Origin of the sequence: Streptomyces sp. NPDC087300, assembly GCF_044744425.1 — a bacterium.
Classification (GTDB): Bacteria; Actinomycetota; Actinomycetes; order Streptomycetales; family Streptomycetaceae; genus Streptomyces.
Window position 1 is genome coordinate 740256 of sequence record NZ_JBIUYI010000001.1, and the last position, 26131, is coordinate 766386.

General features: G+C 71.9%; 26 protein-coding genes. 12 read left to right on the top strand and 14 right to left on the bottom strand.

Annotated elements, in window-relative coordinates:
- Positions 1-20: 20 nt before the first annotated feature.
- The 14 genes from ACIO9J_RS03130 to galE form a co-directional block, all read right to left on the bottom strand.
- Complete coding sequence (locus ACIO9J_RS03130; protein WP_401991594.1) at positions 21-869, bottom strand: hypothetical protein; 849 nt, start codon at positions 867-869, stop codon at positions 21-23.
- Positions 862-2073, bottom strand: a complete 1212-nt coding sequence (locus tag ACIO9J_RS03135) for a nucleoside-diphosphate kinase (RefSeq protein ID WP_401991597.1) — start codon at positions 2071-2073, stop codon at positions 862-864. Before ACIO9J_RS03135 ends, ACIO9J_RS03130 begins: the two co-directional genes overlap by 8 nt.
- On the bottom strand, positions 2066-3085 hold the full coding sequence (locus ACIO9J_RS03140; protein ID WP_401991600.1) for a radical SAM protein: 1020 nt from the start codon (positions 3083-3085) through the stop codon (positions 2066-2068). Before ACIO9J_RS03140 ends, ACIO9J_RS03135 begins: the two co-directional genes overlap by 8 nt.
- A 21-nt stretch (positions 3086-3106) precedes the next feature.
- Positions 3107-3787 (bottom strand): LmbU family transcriptional regulator, encoded by a 681-nt coding sequence (locus ACIO9J_RS03145; RefSeq protein ID WP_401991605.1) that lies wholly within the window; start codon positions 3785-3787, stop codon positions 3107-3109.
- Positions 3788-3834: 47 nt separating this feature from the next.
- Positions 3835-5028 carry a hypothetical protein gene (locus ACIO9J_RS03150; protein ID WP_401991607.1) on the bottom strand — a complete coding sequence of 398 codons (1194 nt, stop codon included), beginning with the start codon at positions 5026-5028 and terminating at the stop codon, positions 3835-3837.
- Positions 5029-5037: 9 nt separating this feature from the next.
- Entirely contained in the window at positions 5038-6189 is a 1152-nt protein-coding gene (locus ACIO9J_RS03155) for an acyl-CoA dehydrogenase family protein (RefSeq protein ID WP_401991610.1), read from the bottom strand.
- A gap of 250 nt (positions 6190-6439) precedes the next feature.
- On the bottom strand, positions 6440-6727 hold the full coding sequence (locus ACIO9J_RS03160; RefSeq protein WP_401991613.1) for a response regulator transcription factor: 288 nt from the start codon (positions 6725-6727) through the stop codon (positions 6440-6442).
- A gap of 136 nt (positions 6728-6863) precedes the next feature.
- Positions 6864-8936 (bottom strand): iron ABC transporter permease, encoded by a 2073-nt coding sequence (locus ACIO9J_RS03165; protein ID WP_401991616.1) that lies wholly within the window; start codon positions 8934-8936, stop codon positions 6864-6866.
- 4 nt (positions 8937-8940) lie between these two features.
- On the bottom strand, positions 8941-9924 hold the full coding sequence (locus tag ACIO9J_RS03170) for an ABC transporter substrate-binding protein (protein WP_401991619.1): 984 nt from the start codon (positions 9922-9924) through the stop codon (positions 8941-8943).
- Positions 9921-10781, bottom strand: coding sequence for an ABC transporter ATP-binding protein (locus ACIO9J_RS03175; protein ID WP_401991622.1), 861 nt, complete (start codon positions 10779-10781; stop codon positions 9921-9923). The genes ACIO9J_RS03170 and ACIO9J_RS03175 overlap by 4 nt, the downstream gene beginning before the upstream one ends.
- 94 nt (positions 10782-10875) lie before the next feature.
- A complete protein-coding gene (locus ACIO9J_RS03180; RefSeq protein WP_401991625.1) occupies positions 10876-11706 on the bottom strand; it encodes a hypothetical protein in 831 nt (276 codons plus the stop codon).
- Between the two features lie 74 nt (positions 11707-11780).
- Complete coding sequence (locus ACIO9J_RS03185; RefSeq protein WP_401991628.1) at positions 11781-12512, bottom strand: GntR family transcriptional regulator; 732 nt, start codon at positions 12510-12512, stop codon at positions 11781-11783.
- A 44-nt stretch (positions 12513-12556) separates the two neighbouring features.
- Positions 12557-13468, bottom strand: coding sequence for a UTP--glucose-1-phosphate uridylyltransferase (locus ACIO9J_RS03190; RefSeq protein ID WP_401991631.1), 912 nt, complete (start codon positions 13466-13468; stop codon positions 12557-12559).
- A gap of 48 nt (positions 13469-13516) precedes the next feature.
- On the bottom strand, positions 13517-14470 hold the full coding sequence (gene galE / locus ACIO9J_RS03195) for a UDP-glucose 4-epimerase GalE (RefSeq protein WP_401991633.1): 954 nt from the start codon (positions 14468-14470) through the stop codon (positions 13517-13519).
- 686 nt (positions 14471-15156) lie between these two features.
- Between galE and ACIO9J_RS03200 the strand changes: the two genes are divergently transcribed.
- The 12 genes from ACIO9J_RS03200 to ACIO9J_RS03255 all read left to right on the top strand — a co-directional run bounded on the left by ACIO9J_RS03200 (position 15157) and on the right by ACIO9J_RS03255 (position 26059).
- A complete protein-coding gene (locus ACIO9J_RS03200) occupies positions 15157-16179 on the top strand; it encodes an NAD-dependent epimerase/dehydratase family protein (RefSeq protein WP_401991636.1) in 1023 nt (340 codons plus the stop codon).
- Positions 16176-17843: an alpha-amylase family glycosyl hydrolase gene (locus ACIO9J_RS03205; protein ID WP_401991639.1), complete on the top strand. Its 1668-nt coding sequence runs from the start codon at positions 16176-16178 to the stop codon at positions 17841-17843. The genes ACIO9J_RS03200 and ACIO9J_RS03205 overlap by 4 nt, the downstream gene beginning before the upstream one ends.
- A 99-nt stretch (positions 17844-17942) precedes the next feature.
- Entirely contained in the window at positions 17943-19319 is a 1377-nt protein-coding gene (locus tag ACIO9J_RS03210) for a glycosyltransferase (protein ID WP_401991642.1), read from the top strand.
- A 65-nt stretch (positions 19320-19384) separates the two neighbouring features.
- Positions 19385-20086: an SDR family NAD(P)-dependent oxidoreductase gene (locus ACIO9J_RS03215; protein ID WP_401991645.1), complete on the top strand. Its 702-nt coding sequence runs from the start codon at positions 19385-19387 to the stop codon at positions 20084-20086.
- 37 nt (positions 20087-20123) lie between these two features.
- Positions 20124-21335, top strand: a complete 1212-nt coding sequence (locus ACIO9J_RS03220; protein WP_401991648.1) for a sedoheptulose 7-phosphate cyclase — start codon at positions 20124-20126, stop codon at positions 21333-21335.
- Positions 21325-22098 (top strand): cupin domain-containing protein, encoded by a 774-nt coding sequence (locus ACIO9J_RS03225; protein WP_401991651.1) that lies wholly within the window; start codon positions 21325-21327, stop codon positions 22096-22098. The genes ACIO9J_RS03220 and ACIO9J_RS03225 overlap by 11 nt, the downstream gene beginning before the upstream one ends.
- Positions 22095-22472 carry a cupin domain-containing protein gene (locus ACIO9J_RS03230; RefSeq protein ID WP_401991654.1) on the top strand — a complete coding sequence of 126 codons (378 nt, stop codon included), beginning with the start codon at positions 22095-22097 and terminating at the stop codon, positions 22470-22472. Before ACIO9J_RS03225 ends, ACIO9J_RS03230 begins: the two co-directional genes overlap by 4 nt.
- Positions 22473-22555: 83 nt before the next feature.
- Positions 22556-23128, top strand: a complete 573-nt coding sequence (locus ACIO9J_RS03235; protein WP_401991657.1) for a VOC family protein — start codon at positions 22556-22558, stop codon at positions 23126-23128.
- A 3-nt stretch (positions 23129-23131) separates the two neighbouring features.
- Positions 23132-24049: a TIGR03619 family F420-dependent LLM class oxidoreductase gene (locus tag ACIO9J_RS03240; protein ID WP_401991660.1), complete on the top strand. Its 918-nt coding sequence runs from the start codon at positions 23132-23134 to the stop codon at positions 24047-24049.
- Positions 24046-24900 carry an SDR family NAD(P)-dependent oxidoreductase gene (locus ACIO9J_RS03245; protein WP_401991663.1) on the top strand — a complete coding sequence of 285 codons (855 nt, stop codon included), beginning with the start codon at positions 24046-24048 and terminating at the stop codon, positions 24898-24900. Before ACIO9J_RS03240 ends, ACIO9J_RS03245 begins: the two co-directional genes overlap by 4 nt.
- A gap of 5 nt (positions 24901-24905) precedes the next feature.
- The gene (locus ACIO9J_RS03250) at positions 24906-25382 is read left to right on the top strand and encodes an NUDIX hydrolase (protein WP_401991666.1); all 477 of its coding nucleotides are present in this window, start codon (positions 24906-24908) and stop codon (positions 25380-25382) included.
- The gene (locus tag ACIO9J_RS03255) at positions 25379-26059 is read left to right on the top strand and encodes an HAD family hydrolase (protein ID WP_401991669.1); all 681 of its coding nucleotides are present in this window, start codon (positions 25379-25381) and stop codon (positions 26057-26059) included. Before ACIO9J_RS03250 ends, ACIO9J_RS03255 begins: the two co-directional genes overlap by 4 nt.
- Positions 26060-26131 lie beyond the last annotated feature (72 nt).

Below are 26131 nucleotides of genomic sequence, written 5' to 3' on the forward strand. Positions count from 1 at the left end.
CAGTCTGTCGGGGTACGCGGTCAACAGGGGCGGGCGTCCTTGACGCTGCAACGGTGGTATTCGCGCACGAAGAGGTCCGGATCGGTCACCCGCACGGGCGTGGCACCGTGCAGGACCCCCGCGTCGGGCAGGTTGTTCACGAAGAGGACGGCGTCGAGCCCGACCCCTTCGAGGACGACGCCGCACTCGGCCATGGCGGCCTCGTGGTGTTCGGCGCGCAGCACGGGCTTGCTGCCCGGAGTGGGTTCCCGCGACCACTCGAAGGCGTCCGCGAAGCGCAGGCCGTGCCGCCGCAGATAGCGGCGTACGTCGAGGAGGACGGGCGCGCCGCCACCGCAGCCGGCCACCGGTCCGTACCGATGGGAGAAGAGCCAGGCGTCCCGGTCGGCGTGCGGCCTCTTGAAGCTCCAGTTGCTGCCGTAGAGCTCGGGCGGGATGACGCCGTCGGTCGTCGTCTTGGTCTTGACGGCATACCCGGCAGCGGGATCCCGCTGCCCCGTCCGCGCGAGGAAGTCCGCCCACACGGCGCGGAACAGCCTCTCGTGCTCCTGGCGTGCGCGCAGCACGTTCCCCCCGGTCGGCAGCCCCGTGACGAGGGCGGCGCCGGGCCCGTCGAATCCGCCGTCCCTGGCCAGCCGGTCGGTGACGGCCCGTACGAGAGCCGACGGAACGGGGTGGGACGCGTCCTCCCCCGTTCCGTCGGCCGCGTACGCACGGGCGTCGATCCTCAGGTTCGCGAAGGGCTTGCCGGGCGACGACGTGCCGGACACGTCGGCCATGCGGTCGAACGCGGACCGTCGTGCGTTCATCACCTCCCGCACGCCCGGTGCGTCCGGTACGGCATCCGCTGCTTCCACTGCGTCAGCCATGCGCATCCCCTTCCGCTCCGCTGTGCCCTTCGGTGTCCGATGCGGCGTCGATGGCATCGTGAAAGGCCCAGCCGGTCTCCAGGACAGTGGCGGCCCACTGGTCGACGACGTGTCCGCGCTCGCGCAGCCCGGTGAGCACGAGGTCCGCGTACGCGGAGCCGGTGCCGGTCAGCGGGGCCGACCAGTGCAGGAAGGCCGGTTCGAGCTCCGGGCAACCGGCGACGCGGCCCAGCAGTTCCGCCCCGTGGTCGCGCCAGACGGCGCGCAGCGCCCTGGTGCGCGTGCCGTAGTCGGGATGGGCCAGCGCATCGGCCGTCCGGCCGCGCAATCGCGCTGCCAAGGCGGCCGCGTGGGGCGCCAGTTCGGGGTCGGCGGTGACGCGGGCCGACTCGAGGACGGACCGCTGCAGCGCGGCGAGTGCCTGGTGGAAGTTGGGCAGACGGCAGGGTCGGGAGGGGAGCCCGTGGCCGCCCAGCAGGGCCTCGATGTCCGGCGCCGAGAGGCCGGACCGGGGCCCGTCGGCGCCGCGGACCTCCCCGGTGCCGGCGCCGTGGCACCGGTCGTCCTCGGCACGTGTCCGCTCCAGCGCCGCCGTGACGCGCTCCGCCCCGAAGAACAGGCACGCCTCGCGCAGCATGGTCCCGGTGTCGTCCGAGGAGTGGACGGCACACATCATCATGTTCTGCGCTCCGCACTCGTGCCGGATCTCGCCCGGGCGGGTGAGCGCGGGGTTGGAGGGGCCCTTGACCGCGATGAGACGCTCGGCCGCCGTCACCTCCCGCTGTTCCGTCGTCAGCAGAACGACGACCGCGGGTCCGAGGCGGTAGTACGTGGGCATGTACCACCACATGGGGCGCGCGCCCGCGTCGGCGAGCCTGACCTGGGTGAGCCGGTACAACTCCTCCACCAGGCGCGGATGCGGCTCGACCACCGCCGCGTCCAGCGGTGTGAACCCGGCGAGCGCGGTGCGGCGCAGCACGTCGGGGGTGAGGCCCTGCCGAACGGTCTCCGGCCGCACCAGCAGGAACGCCAACCGGTCACGGACGTCCCCGTACCGCTGTGACAGCGCGCGCGGTGCCGCCCAGTCGTCATCGGGCAGGGCGTACAGCACGTCCCTCGCCCGCTGCGGGCCCCGATGTCTTGCCGGCGGGACGGCGTGCGTGGCGAACGGCGCGGTCGCCGCGGGCGAACGGACGTCACGCACGCTGGATTTCCAGGCCGTGGGTGGCGCACATCGTCTCGAAGGAGTCCTCGACCATGGTGGCCGCGTCCACGTCCGTGAGGATGTGCCGTACCCGTGCGGAGAGTTCGTCGCCGGTGAGCTCGGCGTGCAGCAGGTTCCCGAGGTCCTCCCGGTCGCTGGGGCAGGTCGTGAGCCAGCCCTCGACCGAGTGTTTGATGCCGTAGATCCCCTCTTGGCAGTAGCTGGTGCATCCGGTGCATTTAGCGGCCCGCATGGTCCCGTCGTAGGAGTCCTTGAGCCTTACGCTGAAGCCGTCCACGTCGAACCAGTAGAAGCGGCAGCCGAACCGCTCCTGGACCTCCGGGTCCCCGTACCGGGAGGCGAGCAGGTCGAGCACCTGGTCGGTGGGCAGATAGTCCTCCAGCCACTCCGCGCGGCGGCTCGGCGAGTAGTAGAAGTCGAGCAGGCTGAGGTGGACCGGTGAGCTGGCTCCGTCGACGAGTTTCCTGACGTAGTCGATGGTGCTGTCGAGCTCGTTGCGCGTACGCCTCATCAGGACCGCGTTCAGCGCCAGCGGCACCTGGGCACCGAGCGCCCAGCTGATGGAATCGACGGCGTGGTCGAAGGCGAAGCGGCGCCCGGTGATCTCCGCGACGTCTGCCCGGCTCACCGAGTCCAGCGAGATCTTCAGGAGGTCGATGTTCTCCTTGACGACATCGGTCATCTTGTGGAGCCGGGCGCCGTTGGTGGTGAGCTCCACCCGGTCGAACATCGGACGGACCTCCTCGATGATCGTGGGCAGATCGGGCCGCAAGGTCGGCTCACCGCCGGTGAAGGACACGCCCCGTATACCGGCGTCGGCTATCGCGGCCATGTTGCGCACGTACTCGGGTGTGCTGAGCCGCTGTCCCGCGAACCGTGCGGGGACGCGGTTCTCCATGCCCTCCTCGACGGGGCAGTAGCGGCACACCAGGTCACACTTCGGCCAGACGGAGGCACGTACGTAGACGGGATCGGCGCCGGGTGTCGGCATCGTGGGGGCTCCTCTCGTGCCTCAGGACGAGGCATCGCCTTGCGGGTTCGGTGCGTCGGGGCGGGGTGACTTCGGGTGGGGCGGGGGTGCCGCCGAGTCCAGGACGTGGAGGATCCACTCGTCGAGGCGGCGTTCGGCCAGACGCGCCGACTCCGCCCAGCGGAGCCGCTGCTCGCTCGTCGCGTGGAACCGGATGAACACCTGCTCGCCCGGGGGTGGTTCGCCGTCCGCCCCGCGGATCCCCTTCAGCGTGCGACGGAGTTCGTTGCGCGACCAACCGTCGCGTTCCGCCGCGTCGAGCCATGTCTCCTGCGCCGCCTCGGGCAGTCCCGCCACCTCGATGTGGTGCTGGACGCTGAGGGCGGCCCGGCGGCGGTGGGCGGGGAACTTGCGCGCGATCCAGGCGTAGTTGCGCAACGTCTGATAGTCGAGACAGGTGTCCGACACCGCCCGGCGGTAACGCTCGGGATACCGGTCCTGGCCATAGACGAGCCAGTCCCCCAGCCACCACTGGGAGGAGTCGTTCAGCCGGGTGAGCCGTTGGCCGACCTGGCGCCACGACTCCAGCGGGAGGCCCGTGGGCAGGGCGAGCGACGTACGTTCGGTGAAGACCTGCCCTTCGAGTGCGGTGGGGACGACGGGGTTGCGTGGCGGGCCGTTCCTCCCACGCGTCCTGTGCCCTGCGGCACGGTTTCCGGTCATGCGTCGGGGCTGTGCGGGCGTGCGGTTCGCCACCCGTGGACCTCAATTCATCGGCGGACGGTCAGGGACCGCAGGACATCGGCGGGCCAGTCGCGCTCCTGTGCCCCGTAGCGGCAGAAGAGAGCGAAGGCAAAGCGTTCGAGACCGAAGCCGGTACAGGCGGAGTGCGTGAAACCGCCGTCCGGCAGCGTGATACCGAAGGATTCTCCGAAGGTGGTGCCGTGCACGTTGAAGGAGCCCACGGCGACGGTCCGGCCTTCCTCGGCGGGCAGCCGCAGTTCGTACTTGAGGCGGTGCAGCCGCTGGGCGATGACGCGGCGCGGGGTCTCTCCGCCGCCGAAGAAGGGGTCGTTCGCAGCCTCGACGTGCCCGGCGAGGCCGAGCTCGGTCACCAGGTCGCAGGTGGCCTCGAGAAAGGCCTGCCGTTTCGCGGCGACGGACTCCTGACTGCCGAAGAAGACCGTTTCCCTGATCGTGAAGTCCCACAGCCGCTCCAGCGATCGGCTGTATCGCGCCTCGAAGCGAAACGACTTGCCGCGCGATGTCACGGTCGTCTCGGGGAACTCCAGCGCGCGGCCGCGCATTTGGTGGTAGGTGTGGAAGCACATGGTCGGCGGAAGGCAGTGCCCCACGTGCTCACTGAATCGCATCAGACGCACGGCCATGTCTCCGGGGCGCTCTTCGAGAAAGGCCGTGTAGGTGTCGACATCCGCGTGCAGCCGGCAGGCGGACATCACGAATTGGGGGAAGGAGGTCAGATATCCGCCCGTGTGCAGCACCTCGACGGGTATCAGCGTGGGATAGCGGTACTCCACGGCGCCGTGGCTCTCCGCGATCTCCTTGAGGCGACGGTCCACACCGTCCATCACACGGTTGAACCACTCCCCCGTGGCCACCAGACCGGGCCCCGTCTCCTGGACCACGCCACCGGCCACGAGCCGGTCGAAAACGCCTCCGACCGGAGCGGGGGAATGCGGTGAGGTCCACAGCGGCCCGGCGCCGGACAACCGCAGAGGCAGGATTTCCCGGCTGCTGACGAGGTTCAGTTTGCGGGCCAGATCGGCAGGGTCCGAGCTGTCCGCCGTCGTCACCTCGACGGCTGTGACGCGGCCGGGCTCGGATGGTTCGGGCAGCAGCGTGAAGGAGTCGATGGCCTGCGAGACGTAGAAGATCCGCTTGGCGAGTTCTTCCTCGTGCGACCGGGGGACGGGGGTGTCGAGAAGGAGTCGGTAGGTGGGCATGGCTCCCTCTCAGATCAGGTGCGTGCCGCGGTCGAGCATGCAGAGCCCGCCGACTCCGACGCGCAGACCGTCGTTGGCGTGGTTGAGGCTCGCCGAGCGCAGATCGCGGAAGTGCCGCTCCAGCGGGATGTCCGCGTCCTTGAGATAGCCGGTGCGCAGACCGGCGAGCTGGACGAGTTCGTCGACGGCGGCGAAGGTCATCTCCGACGCGGCGAGCTTCAGCGTGTTCAGCTGGATCTGCGAACGCGGGTCCGCCATGGAGTGCCCTTGCGCCAGTGCCCGTTCGGCTTCCTCTCGTGTACGCGTCAGGTAGGCGCTCACCAGCTCGAGGCGGACCCTGACCCGGCCGAGCCGGTCGTAGAAGAGGTCCGACGCTCCACTGCCACCGGACACCAGGCTCTTCCCGCGCACGGCGGCGCTCTGCCGTACGAGTGCCTCGAGCGCCCCCCTGGCGGCCCCCAGCCAGCACGCGGACCAGCCGAGATGGGAGAGCGGGATCATGCTCTCCCTGGCCACGACCGCGAAGCGCCCCGGCTCTCCCACCACGTGGTGGGCGGGCACCGAGCCCTTGAGCACCATGCCCACGCTCTCGGTGGCCCGCATGCCCATCGCGTCCCACTTGCCCACCGTCTCCACGGTCAGATCGTCGCGGTCCGCGTAGACGAGGGACACCTCCGTCTCCTTGGCGTCCTCTGCCGCACGCATCGTCATCAGGTAGCCGTCCGCGTGCGCACCGCCGGTGACCACCGGCGCGGCGCGCTCGACGGCCAGCCGGGAGCCCTCGGCCCGCAGCGGGGCATGCGCGCCGAAGAGACCTGCCCCGCGGCCGCGTTCCGTCGTGACAGAGGCGATGTAGACCTGCCCCGAGGCCACGCGTGGAAGCAGCTCGTCCTTGAGCCGCCGCGTCCCGTACCGGACGATCGCGTCGACCTGGAAGCAGTGCATCGCCCAGATCTGCGCCGTGGAGAGGCAGGATTCCGCGAGTTCCCCGGCGGTGAGGACGAACTCGGCGAGGCCTCCACCGAGTCCGCCGTGCTCGACGGGCACGAGCAGGCCCATCAGTCCGCTCTCCCGCAGGGCGGCGAGCGGCACCGCGGGAAACGTGGCCCGTTCGTCGCAGAGGGCGGCATGCTCCCGCAGCACGGGTTCCACTTGTTTCACCAGTGGCGAGGACAAGATCGGTACCGCCTTCCGCGCAGCCGACTTTCACTCCTGATAGGCGTCGACTCCCCCATGGGAATCGTGATCAGGAAAGCAGCGATTCGCGCGGGCCGTCTATTGGCCAATCGGCCACGGCCGGTGCGCCAGGGAAATGAAGGAAGCAGTGAAAGCACATAAAGAGAAGTGGGCAGCCCGGGACCGGACTGCCCACTTCGAAAGAGAAGATTTCAGGGGTGATGCCGAGGGGACGCTACGGAACGATGCCGAGCTGCCACTTCGTCGCGATCACGGCCGCCTCCACACGTGAGGCCACCCCGAACTTCAGGAGTATCTGCGCCACATGCTGCCGCGCGGTGCGTTCTTTGATCCCCAACTCGGAGGCGATCTCCCGATTGGTCATTCCCTCTGTCACCAGAGCGAGAACTTCGACTTCACGACTGGTGAGCTCCCGGGCCAAACACGGCGGCCCTGCCACAGGATCGGACGCGATCGACGGACCTTTCCCGTTGCTCACTAAACTCCTCGGGTCAGCGTTCACGCGTTGAGAGATTTGGTGAAGTCGCCCCAAAGGTAACTTGGTTCAGACCAGGTGTCTACACCACCGACACCAGATAGCGCCCGACTGCAATACCTCGAACCGATGCCTCAAATCACCTCATGGGCAAGGATGTCGGCTATCGGCCACCACGCGTGCGCACCAACAGATACAGGAAGTACGGCGTCCCGATCACCGCTGTCATGAGGCCCGCGCCGAGTTGCGCCGGGGCGATGACCGTGCGGCCGACCAGGTCCGCCGTGCAGACCAGGAGTGCGCCGAGGAGGACCGCCACCGGGACCACGCGGGTGTGCTGGCGGCCGACGAGGGCGCGGGCCGCGTGGGGGGCGACCAGGCCGACGAAGCCGATCGTGCCGGCGGCGGCCACGGCGGTGGCGCTCAGCAGGACGCTGAGGAGGAGGAAGCCCAGGCGGCCGCGGCTGAGGTTCAGGCCGAGCAGTCTGGGGGTGTCCTCGTCGAGGGAGACCAGGTCGAGTTCGGTGCGCCTGACGACCGCGACGGCCACGCCCACGGCGAGGACGATGGCGAGGGGCACCACGTCGGGCAGGGTGCGCCCGTAGGTCGAGCCGGCGAGCCAGGTGAGCGCCTTCGTCGCGTTGAACGGGTCGGTGAGGATGATCAGCATGCTGATGATCGCGGCCGATCCGGTGGCGACGCCGAAGCCGACGAGGACGAGCCGGTTCTGCTGGAAGCCGCCCCGGGCCGCGAGGCCGAAGACGATGACCGAGCCGATCGCGGCGCCCGCGAACGCGCCGCCCGCGATGCTCCAGGAACCGGCCGTGGGCGCGGTCGTCACGAGCAGCACGGCGCCCACCGCGGCGGCGTTGGTCACGCCGAGCACGCCGGGTTCGGCGAGCGGGTTGCGGGTCACCGCCTGGATGAGGGTGCCCGCGAGAGCGAGGGCACCGCCCGCGAGCAGGGCGGCGGTGACGCGCGGTACGCGGGTGTCCAGGACGAAGGAGACCGTCTGGCCCGCCCTGCCCTGGGCCCAGTTGACGACGTCGCCCAGGAGCAGCTTGCTGTCGCCGATGAGTACGGCGGCGATCGCGAGGCCGATCAGGACGGCCACCAGGACGACGGTCGTGACGAGGAAGACGGTCCTGCTGCGGATGTGCAGCCGGTCGGCGGGCGCGGCGCCCGCCGTGTCCTTGGCCCGCGCGGCCATGCCGATGAGGAAGACGGCGCCGACCAGGCTGGTGACGACGCCGGTGGGCACCGCGACCGCCGTGTCCGAGGGGACGACGGCGCGCAGCAGCACGTCGGAGCCGAGCACCAGGGCCGCGCCGGTCAGGCCCGCGAACGGCAGCCGGGCGCGCGAGCGCGTGAAGGCGCGGAACCTGCGGGCCAGGGGGCGGACGAGGGCGGGCGCGCACAGGCCGACGAAGCCGACGGGCCCGGCGAGGGTGACGGCGGCGGCGGAGAGCAGCGCGGCGAGCACCACGGCGATGACGCGGGTGGAGCGGACGGGCACGCCGAGGCCGTGCGCCGCGTCGTCGCCGAGGGCCAGCGCGTCGACCCTGCGGGCGAGCAGGATCAGGCCGACGAGGCCGATGACGGCGATCGGCAGCATCTGCAGGACGCCGTCGAAGCCGTTCTGCGCGATGCTGCCCTGGTTCCACTTGTAGAGGCCCTCCGTCTCCCGCGGGAACAGCAGGAGCAGCCCCTCGGTGACGGCGAGCAGGCCGAGGGTCAGGGCACTGCCCGCGAGGACGAGGCGGACCGTGCCCGCGCCGAGGCCGGACAGGGCGAGCACCACGGCCGCCGCGGCGAGGCCGCCGGCGAAGGCGATGCCGGAGGAGGCGAGGAAGGGCAGCGAGATGCCGGTGGCGGCGGTCACGCCGAGGGCGAGGTAGGAGCCCGCGTTGACGGCGAGGGTGTCGGGCGAGGCGAGGACGTTGCGGCTGACCGCCTGGAGGGCGGCGCCCGCGATGCCGAGCACGGCGCCGACGAGGAGTCCCGCGGTCATCCGCGGCAGCCGCGACGCGACGACGACGGACGCGTCGGAGGTGTCGGCGCTGCCGGTGAACGCCTTCCAGATCTCGGACGGGCCGACGGCCGCCGTGCCCTGGGTGATGTCGACGACCGCGAGCGCGGCGACGAGGAGGAGCAGTGCGGCCGTCACCGCGGCCGCGCCCGTACGCGCTGCGGCTGCCGACGGACGGGTGGCGGGGGTGGTTGCGGTGACGGCCATGGTGTTACTTCTTCAGCGCCTCTACGACGGAGTCGACATAGGTGTTCATCGACGCGGTGCCGCCGAACATCCAGATGCCGTCGGGCAGCCGGTGCACGTTGCCCTTCTTGACGAACGGCAGGGACGTCCAGACCTTGTCCTTCTTGAGGACTCCGGCGAACGGGTTGCTGCCCTTGTCGCCGTCGTTGCCGATGTAGGCGAAGTGCACGTCGTCGTCGAGCTTGGTGAGGCCCTCGACGTCGGTGGCGCCGAGGCCGTACGCCTTGTCGCCCTTGACCGACCAGTCGTTCTTCAGGCCGAGCTTCTCGTTGACGGCGCCGAGCAGCGAACCGCCGGTGTACGGGCGGATCGAGGTCTGGTTGCCGGTGACGTAGCCGTCGGCGAAGGCGAACTTCGCGCCGCCGCGGCCGGCGTCGGCGAGCTTCTTCTTGCCGTCGGCGAGCTTCGCCTCGAAGTCCTTCTTGAGCTTCGTGGCCTGCTCGGTGGTGCCGGTGGCCTTGGCGAGGAGGTCGAGGTTCTTGTTCATCTGCCCGATGGGGTCCGCGGCGTCGGAGGGACGCAGGTTCAGGACCGGGGCGATGTCGCGCATCTGCTTCACGGCGGCCGCGGGCAGGTCGGTGGTCGCGATGATGAGGTCGGGCTTCAGGGACGCGATGGTGTCCATGCTCGGCTCGCCGCGCGTGCCGACGTCCTTGGGGTCGTTCTTCAGCGGGGCGGCGGTGTCCCACGTCTTGTAGCCCTTGACGTCGGCGACGCCGGTCGGGTCGACACCCAGCGATATCAGGCTCTCGACGGCGTTCCACTCGGTGCCGACGACCTTCTTCGCGGGCCCGTTCTTCAACTGGACCTTCGCGCCGGTGCCGTCGGTGAGGGTGATCGCGTCGGCGCTCTTCTTGGCGTCGTCGGCGGCGGGCTCGGTGGTGCCGCAGGACGTCAGGGCGAGGGCCGCGGCGGTGGCGGTCGCCGCGGTGATCAGGAGGCGTCTCATGAGGTGGTGCTGAGCCTTTCGCTTCGCGAGTGGTGACGGCCGATGGCGCGGGTGCGCAGGCGGCCGGTGAGGGGGTCGGAGTCGACTTCGATGCGGATGCCGTACGTGTCGGTCAGTCGCTCCGGTGTCAGTACGTCTTCGGGGTCGCCGTCGGCGACGACCCGTCCCTCGTCGAGCAGGAGGATCCGGTCGGCGATGGCCGCGGCCTGGTCGAGGTCGTGCAGGACGGCCCCGACGGCGATGCCGTGGTCGTCGGCCAAGTCCCGCATGAGGTCGAGGAGTTCGACCTGGTAGCGCAGGTCGAGGTGGTTGGTCGGCTCGTCGAGGAGGAGAACGCCGGTCTCCTGGGCGAGGCAGCCGGCCAGCCAGACGCGCTGGAGCTGTCCGCCGGACAGGTGCTCGGCGCCGCGCTCGGCGAGGTCGTCGACGCCGGTCATGGCGAGCGCGCGGTCCACCGCGGCCCGGCCGCCCGGGTCGGCCCTGCCCCAGCGGCCGCGGTGCGGGTAGCGGCCGAACTCGACGACGTCGCGTACGGTCAGGCCGCTCGGCGTGGGGCGTCCCTGGGTGAGCAGGGCGACGTGCCGGGAGAACTCACGGGGGCTGAGGGCGAGGCCGTCGGTGTCGCCGTCGATGACGAGCGTGGCGGTCCGCGGCCGCTGCAGCCGCGCGAGGGTGCGCAGCAGCGTCGATTTCCCGCTGCCGTTGGGGCCGACCAGGACGGTCACCTCGCCCGGCTTCAGGGTCATCGAGGCGTCGTGGACCACGTCGACGCCTTCGTACGCCACGGTGACACCCGTGGCCGACAGTTCATGACCCTGGGGGCGCCCGGCCTCGCTGGTCTCTTCACCTTCATGCACGTCGCAGAGGTTAGCCTAACCTTACAACTGAGCGAAACAGGCCCCCTCGTACCGACCGCAAGCCACAATTCGGCCACCCCGCGCGGGCCGTCCCTCAGACGGCGTCGTCGAACTCGCAGTAGATGACGGAGCAGTCGTCGCCCGCCTTGTACCGGGGCCAGCGCGTCCCCTCGGGGTCGCCCGCCTCCGCCGCGCGGACCCGGCTGACGAGCTCCCCCGTCCCCTTCTCCCCCAGGAGGTCCAGCATCTCGCCCCAGCCGGTGACCCCGTAGTCCTCGACGAGACAGGACGCGCCGTCGCTCATGACGGCGGCGCGGGTGACCTCTGCGCGCGGGAGCGAGCCGGTCAGGGCGTGGTCCGCGGCTTCCGGTGCGGAGCCCGCCACCCAGTAGCCGCCCGCGACATTGCGGTGCGGGCGCTGGGCCGCCACCAGGGCGCTCACCGCGAGACGGTGTTCCTCGGTGCCGATGCGGTGCGCCAGGGTCGCCTTGTGCTCCTCCTGCGCGAAGTCGTCGGCGCGGTGGTCGGAGATCACGTTCAGCCCCGCGGGCCCGTCGACGAGCAGGACCGAGTCGAAGAGGGAGAGGTGGTCGACGGTGTCCGGCCCCTCCCGCAGCAGCGCGATCGAGGACGAGGGCGTGCCCGGGTGGGCGAGGTCGCAGGTGTCGCGGTGCAGGCCCGCGACCCGGCTGATGGCCTCGGCCGCGCAGTCGGCGAGCGGGTGGTGCGGGCGCGAGGTCGCCGCGTGCAGCAGGTACGTGCTGAGGCGGGCCACGTACCAGGGGGTGCCGTGCACGCAGCCGCTGCCCAGTTCGGGCGGTGACGAGAGGCCGTCCACCACCAGGGCCACGTGCGGATTGACGGCCAGATAGTCCTCGTTGGGCTTGAGGACCGATCCTGCGGTGGACAGGAATGAGGTACGCATGCCCCTCCTTGGTTCATGCCGTGCCGTGGTTCGTACGGGGCAGGAGCGGGTCCGGGCCTCGGCCGGTCCGGGCGTCAGCCGTGCTCGACGTCGAAGGTCACGGTGAGCGAGTAGCGGTCGCCCGCGTAGCGGGACTCGGTGGACTCCAGTGGGTCGCCGTGCTGGTCGAGGATGAGCCTGCGCTCCACCAGGAGCGCCGTTCCCCTTGCCAGGCCGAGGAGTTCGGCGTCCTCTCCGGTGGCGTTGTCCGCGCCGAGGACCGCGTGGCCGAAGGACGGGGTGTGCCCCAGGTCCACGAGCGCCTCGTGCAGGGACCCTGTGGCGAGGTCGATGTCCAGGAGGGCCGCGACGGAGACGGGGAAGGCCGACCGCTCGCGGGCCACCGGGGTGCCGTCCGCGAGCCGGACGCGTTCGACGGCCACCACGTCCGCGCCCGCCGCGAGGCGCAGCTGTTCGGCCTCGGCGGCGGTGGCCGGACGCCGTTCGCGGGCGACGACCTCCGAGGACGGCAGCCTGCCCTGACGGCGCATCTCCTCGCTGAACCGGATCAGGCTGTCCGCTCTGCGGCCGCTGGGCGGCGGCGCGACGAACGTCCCCCGGCCGCTCTCGCGGTACACGAGACCGTCGGCGACCAGGCGCAGGACGGCGGAGCGTGCGGTCATCCTGCTGACCTCGAACTCCCGCGCCAGTTCGGTCTCCGAGGGCAGCGGCGCGTGCGGCTGGAGGTCCGCGATGCGGCGCCGCAGGGCCTGTTCGATGGTGTGGTAGCGGGGGGCGAAGTCGGGCTGCGTTCCGCGGGTGGGCATGCGCGCATCCTAGTGAGCGGTCCGATGGGTGTTCGTGTCCTCCCTCAGCCGACCGCATGGGCGTCCTCGGGGATGTCGACCCGCTCCCGCAACCAGCTGCGCAGGGCGGGTCCGCGCGCCGGATCGCGCAGTGCCGCGTCGAGCGAGGCGCGGAGCATGCCGCCCGGAGTGCCGATGTCGTGCCGTACTCCGGTGTGCAGCACCACGTGCACCGGATGCCCGCGGTCGATGAGGACGGAGATGGCGTCGGTCAGGTCGATCTCGCCGCGCGGTCCGGGACCGATCTCCCGCAACGGACCGAAGACTTCGCGGTCGAGCAGATAGCGGCCCGCGCAGGCGAGGGTGGAGGGCGCCTCGTACGGAGCGGGCTTCTCCACCATGGCCCGGACGCGCTTCACCCCGGGGTCCGTCGTGTCGCGTATGTCGAACACGCCGTAGGAGGACAGGTCTTCGCGGGCGGCCTCGAAGGCGCACAGGACCGTGCCGCCGTGGCGGCGGCGCACCTCGGCCATCCGCGTCAGGACGCCCGCGGGCAGCACCAGGTCGTCGGGGAGCAGGACGGCGACCGCGGTGTCCTGCTCGGTCAGGAGGGGTGCGGCGCAGGCGACCGCGTGGCCGAGGCCGAGCGGCTCGGGCTGCACGGCGTTCTCGACGCGGAGCAGCCGCGGGGCGCGCCGGACGGCATCGGCCGCGGCGTCCTTGCCGCGGGATTCGAGGAGCTTCTCCAGGTCGTGGTCGCGGGAGAAGTGTGCGGCCACGGCCTCCTTGTCGGGGGACGTGACGGTGATGAGGCGTTCGGCACCGGCGGCCGCGGCCTCGGCGGCGACGATTTCGATGGCCGGTGTCGCCATGACGGGAAGGAGTTCCTTGGGAACCGATTTGGTGACGGGCAGAAAGCGCGTTCCCAGTCCTGCCGCCGGCACGACGGCGGTGCGGAATTCCCCGTGCGTGTTCATAGACACCCTTCTCCTGTGGTCGTGTTCGGGATTCGGTGACCGGGAAATTCAGGCCCGCTGGATGAGCGCCCAGGCGTCGGCCACCATCTCGTGCAGATCCCGTGCGGGTTTCCAGCCGAGTTCGTCGGTGATTTTCTGCGACGAGGCCACGAGGACCGAAGGGTCACCGGCCCGCGGTTCGGCGAGGGAAACGGGAATGGGATGCCCGGTGACATCGCGGCACGCTTTCACCACGTCCAGAACCGAGTGGCCCGATCCGCGCCCGAGATTGAATACCGCGTGGCGCCCCGGCGTACAGGCGTCGAGGGCCAGGAGATGGGCGCGGGCGAGGTCCGCGACGTGGATGTAGTCGCGCACGCAAGTGCCGTCGGGGGTGGGGTAGTCGGTGCCGAAGATCCGCACGTCCGGGGCGTGCCCCGCGGCCACCGCGAGGACGTTGGCGATCAGGTGCGTCTCGGGCTCGTGGCGCTCGCCGAGCCCGGCGTAGGCGCCCGCCACGTTGAAGTAGCGCAGGCTGACCGCGCCGAATCCGTGCAGATCGGCGTACGAGGCGAGGGCGGTGTCGATCGCCAGCTTGGTGGCGCCGTAGGGGCTCACGGGGCGGGTGGGGTCGGTCTCGGTGATCGGGGTGCGCTCGGGGTTGCCGTAGGTCGCCGCCGTCGAGGAGAAGACGATCCTGCGTACGTCCGCGCGGCGCATGGCGTCGAACAGTGCGAGCGAATGGCCCAGGTTCTGCTGCCAGTAGAACCCCGGCCGCCGCACGGACTCGCCGGTCACGGACTTCGCCGCGAAGTGCAGGACCGCGTCGAAGGAGTCGCAGGCCAGCACGGTTTCGGCCGCGTCGCGCAGGGTGTCGACGATCAGCCGCGCACCGTCGGGCACGGCGTCCGCGTGGCCGGTGGAGCAGTCGTCGAGGACCACCACCGAGTGGCCGGCCTCCAGGAGCTGCGCCGTGACGACGCTGCCCACGTAGCCGGCGCCTCCGGTGACGAGTAACTTCATCGCCCTTTTCCTTTCCCGCGTCCGCAGCGCGTCCGCGTGCGCCGACCGGTCGGGGACCGGCGGCGCGGGGGTGGGGGGTCGGTGGGTGGATGCGAGGGGACGGCGCCGACCGGCCGCTGCCTGCCCCGCCTCGCCCATCCTGTCTAGCTGTATAGACCGCTTAGTGTCAAGGGTGCCCTGCCCCTATCAACTGCGCATCGGCAATTGAATTCTGAACGGTTTACCGGGGCGTCTTCGAGACGCAAGAAATCAGCTCACTCGGCACGAACAAGCCAAGATCATTGCCGTGGTTGACAGAGACTCGTGTACCCAACAACATTGCGAGTGCTACCAATTCTCTTGCTCTTGAGAGGTGTTTTCCCCGTGCGCCCTGGCAAGGTGCCGCAGCACACCGGCAGATGACCTTCGTCACCTAGGGTGTGTCCGCAGGCCGGGAAGGGAAGAAACCAGCTTTCCGCGCGCCGGTCGGCCACCCAGGATCCCGTAGTGCGCCGCCACGACGGAGTGGCCCCGCATTCGATCAACTCCCCCTTACGCCAAGGCCAATGCCTCCGCACACCGTTTTCCTGACGTTTCCCTGACGTTCCGCGAAGCGGCGCGGATACCCGTGTGCCTGCCAAAAACCCGGAAAAGCCTTTCCCCCACTCACCGTGCTCTCTGTCGTCCAGCGGAGAAGAGGAAAACGCATGCTGCCCCAATCCCCGCACGTTCCCTCGGCGTTCACCGGTGCGACGCCCGCGTTCCGCCGCGTCGGCGTCACCGGGGGCCTCGGGTTCGTCGGCCGGAACCTCGTGCGCGCCCTGCACCGCCAGGGCGCCTCCGTGACGGTCTTCGACCTCGCGGCGCCGGACGGCGCGGATCTGCCGGAGGACGTGCGCCATGTGCCCGTAGACCTCCGCGACCCGGCGACCCTGACGAGTGCCCTGGGCGAACTCGACCTGCTGTTCCACCTGGGCGGCAACTCCAGCGGCACGGTGGCGGTCACGGATCCCCGGCTCGACTTCGAGACCAACGCGTTCGGCACGTTCAACATCTGCGAGGCCGCGCGGCTCGCCTCACTCCCCCGCCTCGTCTATCTGTCGTCCGCCATGGTCTACGGCACCCCGCAGGCCGTACCGCAGCACGAGGAGCACCCGACGCTGCCGTACTACCCGTACGGCGCGTCGAAGCTGTCCGGCGAGCACGTGGTCCGCGCCTACGCACGCACCTACGGCCTGTCCGCCGTGACGGGCCGCGCCTTCGTCATCTACGGCCCCGGCGAGGACCCCCGCAGGGCCGGCGCGGAGGTCGGCCAGTATCTGCGCTGGCACCTCAACGGCCGGCCCGTCCGCGTCACCGGCGACCCCGACCGCAAGACCCGCGACTTCGTGCACGTCGACGACATCGTCACGGCGCTCCTGCTGCTCGCCGCGCGCGGCGAGGACGGCGAGGTGTACAACCTGGGCTCCGGGCGCGAGGTCTCCCTGCGGCAGCTCGTCGAGCACATCCACGACGTCACGGGGCGCCGGCCCCAGATGCTCACCGACGACACCGTCACCGACGACACCTACCGCCTCGTCGCCGACATCTCCCGGCTGAGCGGCCTCGGTTACCGGCCCGCCGTCGATCTGCCCGCCGGACTCGCGGGCCTGGTCGAGGCGCTCGGTCCCACGCCCGAACTGCCGCAGCTCGACACCATCTTCCACCCGACCGCGGGAGCCCCGGCATGACCCTCGATGACACCGTCCCCTGGTGGCAGGGGGCCGTCGTCTACCAGATCTACCCGCGCAGCTTCGCCGACCACGACGGCGACGGCGTCGGGGACCTCCAGGGCGTCATCGACCGCATCGACCACGTGGCGGACCTCGGCGTCGACGCCGTCTGGCTCTCGCCCTTCTACCGCTCACCGATGCGGGACTTCGGCTACGACGTCAGCGACCACACCGACGTCGACCCGCTCTTCGGGGACCTGGACACCTTCGACCGGCTCCTGTCCGCCGTCCACGACCGGGGCTTACGGCTGCTCGTCGACTACATCCCCAACCACACCTCCGCGGACCACCCCTGGTTCACCGCCGCCCGCTCGGGACGCGACGACCCCTACCGCGACCGGTACGTCTGGCGGCCCCCGGCGCCCGACGGCGGCCCGCCCAACAACTGGCTCAGCGTCTTCGGCGGCGGCCCCGCCTGGACGTACGACGAGCCGAGCGGCGAGTACTACCTGCACTCCTTCCTGCCCTCGATGCCGGACCTGAACTGGCGCGAACCCGCCGTGCGCGAGGCCATGTTCGACGTCGCCAGGTTCTGGCTCGACCGGGGCGTGGACGGCTTCCGCGTCGACTGCGCGCACTTCCCGATGAAGGACCCGCAGCTGCGCGACAACCCGCCCGCCGCCGACGGCGCCCTCGCCATGCACCGGCCCTACGGCGACTACGACGCACAGCGGCACGTGCACGACAAGGGCCACCCCGACAACCACGGCCTCTACCGCGAACTGCGCGAGCTCCTGGAGAGCTACGGGCCACCGGGCAGCCGCATCGCGGTCGGCGAGGTGCACGTCTTCGACTGGACCGAGTGGGCCACGTACTACGGCGAACAGCTCGACGAGCTGCACATGCCCTTCAACTTCGGCCTGCTACAGACCCCTTGGCGCGCCGACGCCGTGCGCGACCTCATCGCGCGCATCGACTCCGTGCTGCCCGAGGGCGCCTGGCCGAGCTGGGTCGTCGGCAACCACGACGAGCCGCGCGTGGCATCGCGGCTCGGCCCTGCCCAGGCCCGCGTCGCCATGCTGCTCCTGCTCACCCTGCGCGGTACGCCCACGCTGTACGCCGGGGACGAACTCGCCCTGCCCGACGCCGATGTGCCGCCCCATCTCGTCCAGGACCCCTGGGGCACGACCGGCGGGGCGCTGGGCCTCGGCCGCGACCCGCAGCGCTCCCCGATGCTGTGGCGCGACGCGCCCGGCGCCGGGTTCACCCACGACGGCGTCACGCCCTGGCTGCCGTTCGCCGACGACCCCGCCGTACGCGGCGTCGAGGCGCAGGACGGGCGGCCCGGCTCCATGCTCACCCTCACCCGGGAGCTCCTGCGGCTGCGCGCGCGGCAGCCCGAACTGCGGTACGGAGAGCAGACGTTGCTCACCGGGCTGCCCGACGGCGTCGTGGGCTATCTGCGCCACCTCGAAGGCTCGGCGCTCCTCGTGCTCCTGAACCTGACCGCGACACCGCGACACCTCACCCTCGGGGACCTCTCCCGCTGTGACCTCTCGCCCGACGGACCGCCGGGCCCGTTCGAACTTCTCGCCGCCACATCGGACCGCGCAGCGACCGACCCCCTCGGCCTGCCGCTGCTCCTCGGCGCGGACGAGGCCGTGGTGCTGCGGGTCATCTGAGCCCGAGGCGCCCGCCCCTTCGCCCACCACACCGCAGGCCCCCGCCACAGGCCCCGACCGCGCCCCCCACCCTCGTACGGTCCAGGAAAGAGGCCCCCGTTGAGCGTCTCCCTCGTCGATCTCGCCGAACTCGTCGGCCTCCCCCACCCCACCGATCCGCTGACCGCGCCACGCCTGCCGGAGCCCCTCGCGCCGCCGCAGGGCCCCACGGTCTGGCACATCAACACAACCGCGCACGGCGGCGGTGTCGCCGAACTGCTGCGCCGGTCCGTGCCCTCCCACAACGAAGCCGGTGTGCCCACCAAGTGGCTCACGCTCGGCGGCGACGCGGCGTTCTTCGCGGTCACCAAGCGCCTGCACCACCGGCTGCACGGCTACCGCGACCCGCACGGCGCGCTCGGCGCCGACGAGCGGCGGATCTACGCGGACGCCACCGGACGGTGGGGCGGGGAGGTCCTCGCGCACGTGGCCCCCGGCGACCTCTGTGTCCTGCACGACCCGCAGACCATCGGCCTGGCGCCCGCGCTGGCCGCCGCCGGGCTCAAGGTGGTCTGGCGCTGTCACATCGGCAGCACCGACCACGGCTCGCCCGAGGTCCGCGAGACCTGGGAGTTCCTGCGCCCCTATCTGGACGCGCCGCTGCGCTGCGTCTTCTCCGTCCAGGGGTACGCGCCCCCGGGCCTGCGCCCCGGGCAGTGCGTGGTGATCCCGCCGTCCATCGACCCGACCGCGGCCAAGAACCGCGCCCTGACACCGGACGAGGTGACCTCGGCGCTGCGCGCCATCGGCCTCGAAGGAGGCGGGACGGCCGCCGGTGCCGCGCGCGGCGCCGGGGCGACCGTCCTTCACGACGCGCCGCTGCCGCCCGGCGCCGAGGTCGTCGTGCAGGTGTCGCGCTGGGATCCCCTCAAGGACATGGCGGGGGTGCTCGCCGCGTTCGCCGAGCGGATCGCACCCCGCCGTCCGGCCGCACATCTCGTGCTCGCGGGGCCCGAGCCGCTGGACATCCCCGACGACCCGGAGGGCGCGGAGATCTTCGCGGGCGTGCACGGCGCCTGGGCCGCGCTGCCCGCCCCCGTCCGGGCCCGCGTCCATCTGGTGAAGCTGACGCTCAAGGACACCGAGGGCAACGCGCTGCTGGTCAACGCCCTGCAGCGGCGTGCCGACGTCATCGCGCAGAAGAGCCTGCGCGAGGGGTTCGGACTGACGGTGACGGAGGCGATGTGGAAGGGCGCCGCGATCGTCGCGAGCCGGGTGGGCGGCATTCCCGCCCAGCTGCGCCACGAGCGCGAGGGACTCCTGGTCGCCGACGCGCACGACCGCGAGGAGTTCGCCGCCCACGTACTGCGGCTGCTCGCGAACGAGGGGCTGCGCGAGCGGCTCGGCGCGGCGGCGCGCGGGCGGTGCGAGGACCTGTTCCTCGCCGGGCGTGAACTCGCCGACCACTACCGCCTCTACCGGGAGCTGCGGACCTGACCGGCCTCCCGTACGAGGTCCGACCGCGGACCGAGCGGCCCACCGAACGAACCGAGGAGGACCAGATGTCACAGGAACCCGTCGTCGTCATCGGCGCGAGCAGCGGTTTCGGCGCCGCCCTCGCCCAGGAGCTCACCGGGCGCGGTCACACCGTCCTAGCGGGTGCCCGCTCACCGGAAGGGCCCGCCGGAGTGCCCTACCGGACGGTCGACGTGACCTCCGACGCCTCGGTCGCGGAGTTCTTCGCCGACGCGGACGCCCGCTTCGGTGCGCCGTACGGATTCGTCTACTGCCCCGCGGACCCGTCCGCCGTCGGGCCCGGCTGGGAGGTCCCCGTCGAGGAGGTCTCCCGCGTGGTCGACGTGACCTTCGTCGGCTTCGTGCGCTGTCTGCGGCACGTGATCCCGCCGATGCGGGAACGGGGCCGCGGCAGCGTCCTGGCCATCGGCTCGCGCGGCGCCCGCGTGCCGGTGCCCGCCCTCGCCGCGTACTGCGCGGGCAAGGCCGCCCTGGAACAGCATGTGCGCTGCCTGGCCGAGGAGTTGGCCGACACCTCTCTGCGGGTCAACGCCCTCGGCATCGCGGGCGAGACCCCGCTCGCCCGCGACCACCTCGACCGCAAGGAGAAGGCCCTCGGCCTGACCACGCCCTACCCCGCCCTGCCCGACGTCCGCGACAACCTCCCTGCCGCGTGCTTCCTGCTGTCCGAGGACGCCGCCCATGTGTCGGGGCAGGTGCTCGACGCCCGCCCCCCTGCCTGGACCTGACATTTCTTCACCTCCCGAACCAACCTGAGGAAGTGCCGTGACGAACACCCTCGACTCCCTCGATCCCGCCACGCTCCCCACCGGCCTGCACACCGAACACGCCCAGGAGACCCGCTGGGTCGTCAAGGCGGTCAAGCCCGTCGAGTACGAGGTGCGGATGGTCGGCGGTCTGCTCGACCCCGCCTCGTCCGACCTGGCCACCGCCGGGACCACCGACCGCACGGGCAACCGCCGTTTCGTGGTCGTGGACGCGCACGTCCACGACCTCTACGGCGACCGCATCCGCGCCTACCTCAGCCGGCACGGCCTCACCGGACGGCTCTGCGTGCTGCCCTCGGGCGAGGAGGCCAAGACCATGGACAGCGTGCTGCGCGTGGTGCGCGGCATCGACGAGTTCGGCATCTCGCGCCGCCACGACCCGGTGATCGCCATCGGCGGCGGCGTACTCCTGGACATCGTCGGCTTCGCGGCCAGCATGTACCGCCGCAGCACCCCCTACGTCCGGGTGCCCACCACCCTCATCGGCCTGGTCGACGCGGGCGTCGGCGTGAAGACCGGCATCAACTTCGACACGGGCAAGAACCGCCTCGGCACCTACGCCGCGCCCGCCGTATCCCTCCTCGACCGGTCCTTCCTCACCACCCTCGGCCGGCGCCACCTCAGCAACGGCCTCGCCGAGATCCTGAAGATCGCCCTGGTCAAGGACGCCCGGCTGTTCACGCTCCTGGAGTCCCACGCGGAGGAGCTGATCGAGACCGCGTTCCAGGGCAGGTTCGACCAGGACCCGGTCGCCGCCGAGGTCCTCGAACGGGCCATCCACGGCATGCTCGAAGAGCTCCAGCCCAACCTGTGGGAGAGCCGCCTGGAGCGCCTGGTGGACTACGGGCACACCTTCAGCCCGACGCTGGAGATGGACGCCCTGCCCGACCTGCTGCACGGCGAGGCGGTCGCCGTCGACATGGCCCTGACGACCGTCATCGGCCGCCGTCGCGGTCTGGTGACCGACGCCGAGCAGGAGCGCGCGCTGCGGGTGATGCGGCGTCTGGAGCTGCCGCTCAGCCACCCGGTGTGCACCGGGGGGCGCCTGGAGCAGGCACTCGCGGACACGGTGCGCCACCGCGACGGGCTCCAGCGTCTCCCGCTGCCCGTTGGCATCGGCGACGCCTGCTTCGCCAACGACGTGACGGACCGCGAACTGCACGACGCGGCAGCCGAGTTGACGCGTCTGGAGTCGGCCCGTGCACGGTGACCTCCAGGTGTCGGACCTCGGCGCGCCCTCCGAGGTCCACGGCGTACACGGCGCGGCGGGGCTGACCCGGTGGCGCTCCCTCGCGGCGGGCCGGGCCCTGCGCGGTCCGTACGAGGCGGTGGAGTGGGCCTGCGTGCCGCCCGGCGGGATCAGCGGCGAGCACCGGCACACCAGGACCGAGGAGATGTACATCCTCCTCACCGGCGAGGGCGAGGCGCTGCTCAACGGCGCGCCGCACCCGGTGCGGGCGGGCGAGCTGATCCTGACCGGCCTCGGTGCCACCCACGCGCTGAGCAACACCGGTTCCGTGGACCTGAGTTGGCTCACCCTCGAAGTCCCGGCGCAGCACACGACCAGTACGGCACACGCGGCCCTCGCGGGCCGGGAAGGCGAGGAGAACATGCCGGTACCGCCGCCGGGCACGACGGCCGTCGTCAGCCTGGACGAGCAGGGGGACATCGACCCGCGGCCCGTCCTGGTGGGCCCGCTGCGCCGGGTCCGCCGCGTCGCCGTGGCCCCGGAGACCGAGGAGAAGTTCTCCGGCGCGGGCATGGAGCACAGCGTGTTCGTCCGCTCCGGCGCGGGCGTCGCGGTGTGCGGCGGGTCCCGGGTACCGGTGCGGGCGGACATGGCGGTGACCACGTCGCTCGGCGAGAACCTGGTGGTGCGGGCCGGTGCGGAGGGTCTCGACCTGATCTGCGCGACGTTCGTCGTCGACGACGCGGCGGGCGGCGGCCCGGCGGGAACGGGTGAAGCGCGGTGATCGTCACGGACAGCCGAGCGGCCTCCGTCACCCGGCGCGCGACGGCGGGCGACATCATCTGGCGGACCGTGGCCCGGCGCGGCATGTTGTTCAGCGAGTGCGAGGCCGTCGACCATCTCGCCCTGGACACGGGCGGCACGCTGGCCTCCCGGCCCGACGACGGCACGGATCTCCTCTGGTACGTCCTCACGGGCGGCGGCGAGTTCGAGACGGAGAGCGGGCCGCCGCGTGCGCTCACCGCCGACGACGCCGCGCTCGTGCCCGCCGGAGCCGCCGTGCGGCTCACCTGCGCGGAGCCGACCACTCTCCTGGTCGTCAGCACCGTCCCTGAGCGGGTCTCGCGCCGCCTGCCGCGTCGGGCGCCCTGCATGTAGCCACGGCCCGCGCTCCACCGACCGCCCTCCCCCAGCCCTCCCCTCTCACCCGCCCCACCTGCTCTTCCCCCACGGGAGTCACCTTGCCCCCACACTCGAACGCCCCCGCCGACCGCGGGGTCCGTACCCGAGGGATCCCTTCGGCCACGCACGTCGACCACGTCGCGTACACCGTCCCGGATCTCGACGAGGCGATCCGCTTCTTCACAGAGGTGCTCGGCGCCGATCTCGTCTACCGGGAGGAGCCCGTGCGCGCCGACGACGACGCGATGCGCGAGACCCTCAACGTCCATCCGCGCGCCGTCGCCGAGATCGCCATGCTCCGCCTGGGCCCCGTCACCAACGTCGAGCTGTTCGCCTACCACGCTCCCGACCAGCGCCGCCTGATGCCGCGCAACAGCGACTACGGCGGCCACCACCTGTCCTTCCACGTCCGCGACATCGAGGCGGCGGCGGACCATCTGCGCGCCCAGCCCGGCGTACGCGTCCTCGGTGCGCCAAGGACCGTCGCGTCGGGGCCCATCGCGGGCATGCGCTGGGTCTACTTCCTCACCCCCTGGGGCATGCAGATGGAGCTGAGCTGTCCGCCCCCGCGGCTGCCCTACGAGGAGTCGACCGCGCACCGCAGGTTCGAGCTCGCGGGCCGGGGGGTGTGAGCCGTGGACGTGGGCATCTCGCTGCCGACGACGTCGCGGCGCGCCTGGGACCCGGGGCTCGCCCACGTGGCGCGCGCCGCCGAGCGGGAGGGCGCCGCTTCGCTGTGGGTCAACGACCATCTGGCGATGGTGGCCGATCCCGCGTCGCCCTACCCCTACCGCGCGGACGGCACCCTCGCCTGGGCCCCCGAGGCCCCGCAACTGGAGGCGCTCGTCGCGCTCGCCCAGGCCGCGGCGGTCACCGAGCGGGCCAGGATCGGCACCGCCGTCCTGGTGCTCCCGCAGCGCAACCCCGTGGAACTCGCCAAGGCCACAGCGAGTCTTGACGTGCTGTCAGGAGGCCGTCTGCGCCTGGGAGTCGGTGCGGGCTGGCTGGCCGAGGAGATGCGGGCGCTCGGGCATTCCTTCACTCGGCGCGGCGCACGCATGGAGGAGTGCATCCGGGTGCTGCGCGCCTGCTGGTGCGGCAGGCCGGACCGTTTCGACGGTGAGCAAGTCTCCCTACCGGACGGCCTGTTGATGTTTCCGCGTCCGGTGCGGGAGACGGGCGTGCCGATCCTCGTCGGCGGCATGAGCAGGCCCGCGCTGCGCCGCGCCGCCCTGCTGGGCGACGGCTGGCTCGCCGTCGCGGACGCCGACGCGGTGGACAGCGCCGAGCTGGGGTCCGCGATCGGCCTCTTGGAGGCGGAGCGTTCGGTGTACGGGCGCAGCGGTCGCGCCGAGCGCGTCCTCAAGCTCAACTGCCCGCCGGGCACGGGCGAACGGCGGTGTGCCGAGGCCACGGTCGCGGCGGCCGCCGCCGGGTTCGACGAAGTGGTCCTCGACGTATCGTGGGAGCGCCTCGAAGGCGCGTCCACGCTGCTGCGCGCCGCCCTGGATGCCGCGTCGGACGCGCGCACGACCTCGGGAGGGCCGCGATGACCGGGCGTTTCACCGGCCGCACCTGTCTGGTCACCGGCGGCACCAGGGGCATCGGGCGCGACATCGCGCACCGGCTGGTCCAGGAGGGCGCCGATGTCACGATCACCGGCCGCTCCACGGGACCGCTCGACGACGCCGTACGGGAGTTGAAGGGCGCGGGCCCCGGCTCCGCGCACGGCATCCGGTGCGATCTGGCGGACTCCGGGTCGGTGCGTGCCCTCGCCGGGGAGGCCCTGGAGCGGTACGGGCGGGTGGACGTCCTCGTGAACAACGCGGGCACGGCGACCCTGCACCGCTTCACCGACGTGCCCGAACCCGACCTGGACGCGGTGTGGGCCGTCAACGTGCGCGGCGCCTTCCTGCTGACCCAGCTCCTCGTGCCCGCGATGGCGGCTGCGGGCGACGGGTCCGTGGTGAACGTGTCGAGCCAGGCGGCCGTCCAGGGCCAGGCCCTGATCTCGCACTACGCGGCGACCAAGGCGGCCCTGCTCGGTCTGACCCGGTGTCTGGCCGTCGAACTGGCGCCCGCCGTCAGGGTCAACGCGGTCTGCCCCGGCATCGTCGAGACCGACATGATCGCCGAGGACTTCCGCCGCCAGGGCGATCTGCTCGGCACCGCGGCCGACGCCGTGCGCGACACGACGCTCGCGGGCATTCCGCTCGGCCGGTTCCAGCGGGGCGCGGGCGTGGCGTCGGCCGTGGCGTTCCTCGCCTCGCGGGACGCCGCCGACGTCACGGGCCAGACCTGGCACGTCGACGGCGGCATGACGATCGGCCGGCGCGCCCCCGGGCACCACGGCCCCGACCACCGTGGCGGCCACGCCACGGCCGACCTCGTACAGGAGACGTGACGCCCATGCCGATTCCCCCCTTCCTCGCGGAGTTGCGCTCGCACGTCGGCACCCGACCGCTCTGGCTCTCCGGGGTCAGCGCGGTGGTCGTCGACGACGCCGAGCGCATCCTGCTCGTGCGCCGCGCCGACAACGGTCTCTGGTCGATCGTGGGTGGCGTGCTCGAACCCGGCGAGCAGCCCGCCCCCGCCATCGTGCGCGAGGTGCACGAGGAGACCGGTGTCCACGTGGTGCCCGAGCGCATCTGCACGGTCTACACCGAGCCGCCGTTGACGTATCCCAACGGCGACCGGGCCCAGTACCTCGACATCGCCTTCCGCTGCCGCCCGGTCGGCGGCGAGGCGCGGGTCAACGACGACGAGTCCCTCGACGTGGCGTGGTTCCCCGCCGACGCGCTGCCCGACATGGAGGAGAAGCACCTCCTCAAGATCGCGCGGGCGCTCAAGGGCGGCGCCGAGGCGTGGTTCGTGGAGCCGTCATGAGCGGCGACCGGAACGGTGCGGGCGGCGGCCGGCCGCGCGCCCTCGTGTGGGACATGGACGGCACGCTCCTCGACTCCGGCGAGGTGGTGCCCGACGCGTTCGTCGAGACCGTCCGCAGGCTCGGCGGTGCGACGCCGAGCAGGGCCGAGGTCGTCGCGCTCTACGCCCTGGGCCCGCCGCGCATCATGCTGACCCGGCTCCTCCAACGGCCGTGCACCGAAGAGGAGTTGGACCTCTACCACAGCGTCCTGGCCGACACCGCCGTCGGCGCCGTCGTCTATCCGGGCATCCGGGCCGCGCTCGACGCGCTGCACGGGAGTGTGCCGCTGGCGGTGTTCACCGGCGCGAGCCGCCGCGCCGCGCGGATCCTGCTCTCCGCCACCGGGCTCGCGGACCGCTTCGACGCCGTGGTCGGCGGCGACGAGGTGACCCGTCAGAAACCAGACCCCGAGGGCGTGTTGAGCGCCTGTCGGCACCTCGGAGTCGACGCGCGCGACGCGGTCTACGCCGGAGACGCGCCGCGCGATCTGCTCGCCGCGCGCGCCGCCGGTGCCCGCGCCGCCGCGGCCGGCTGGGGCCACCAGTACGACCCCGGGGCGCCCGCGGACCTCACGCTGCGGAAACCGGAGGACCTGCTGCCGGTCTTCGGCCGACCGACGGGCCCCGCGCCCGCCTGACCCGCCCCTCTCCTTCACACCCACCCTCGACGGGCACTGTGCGGTGCCCGGCTGCACCCTGCTTGGGAGACC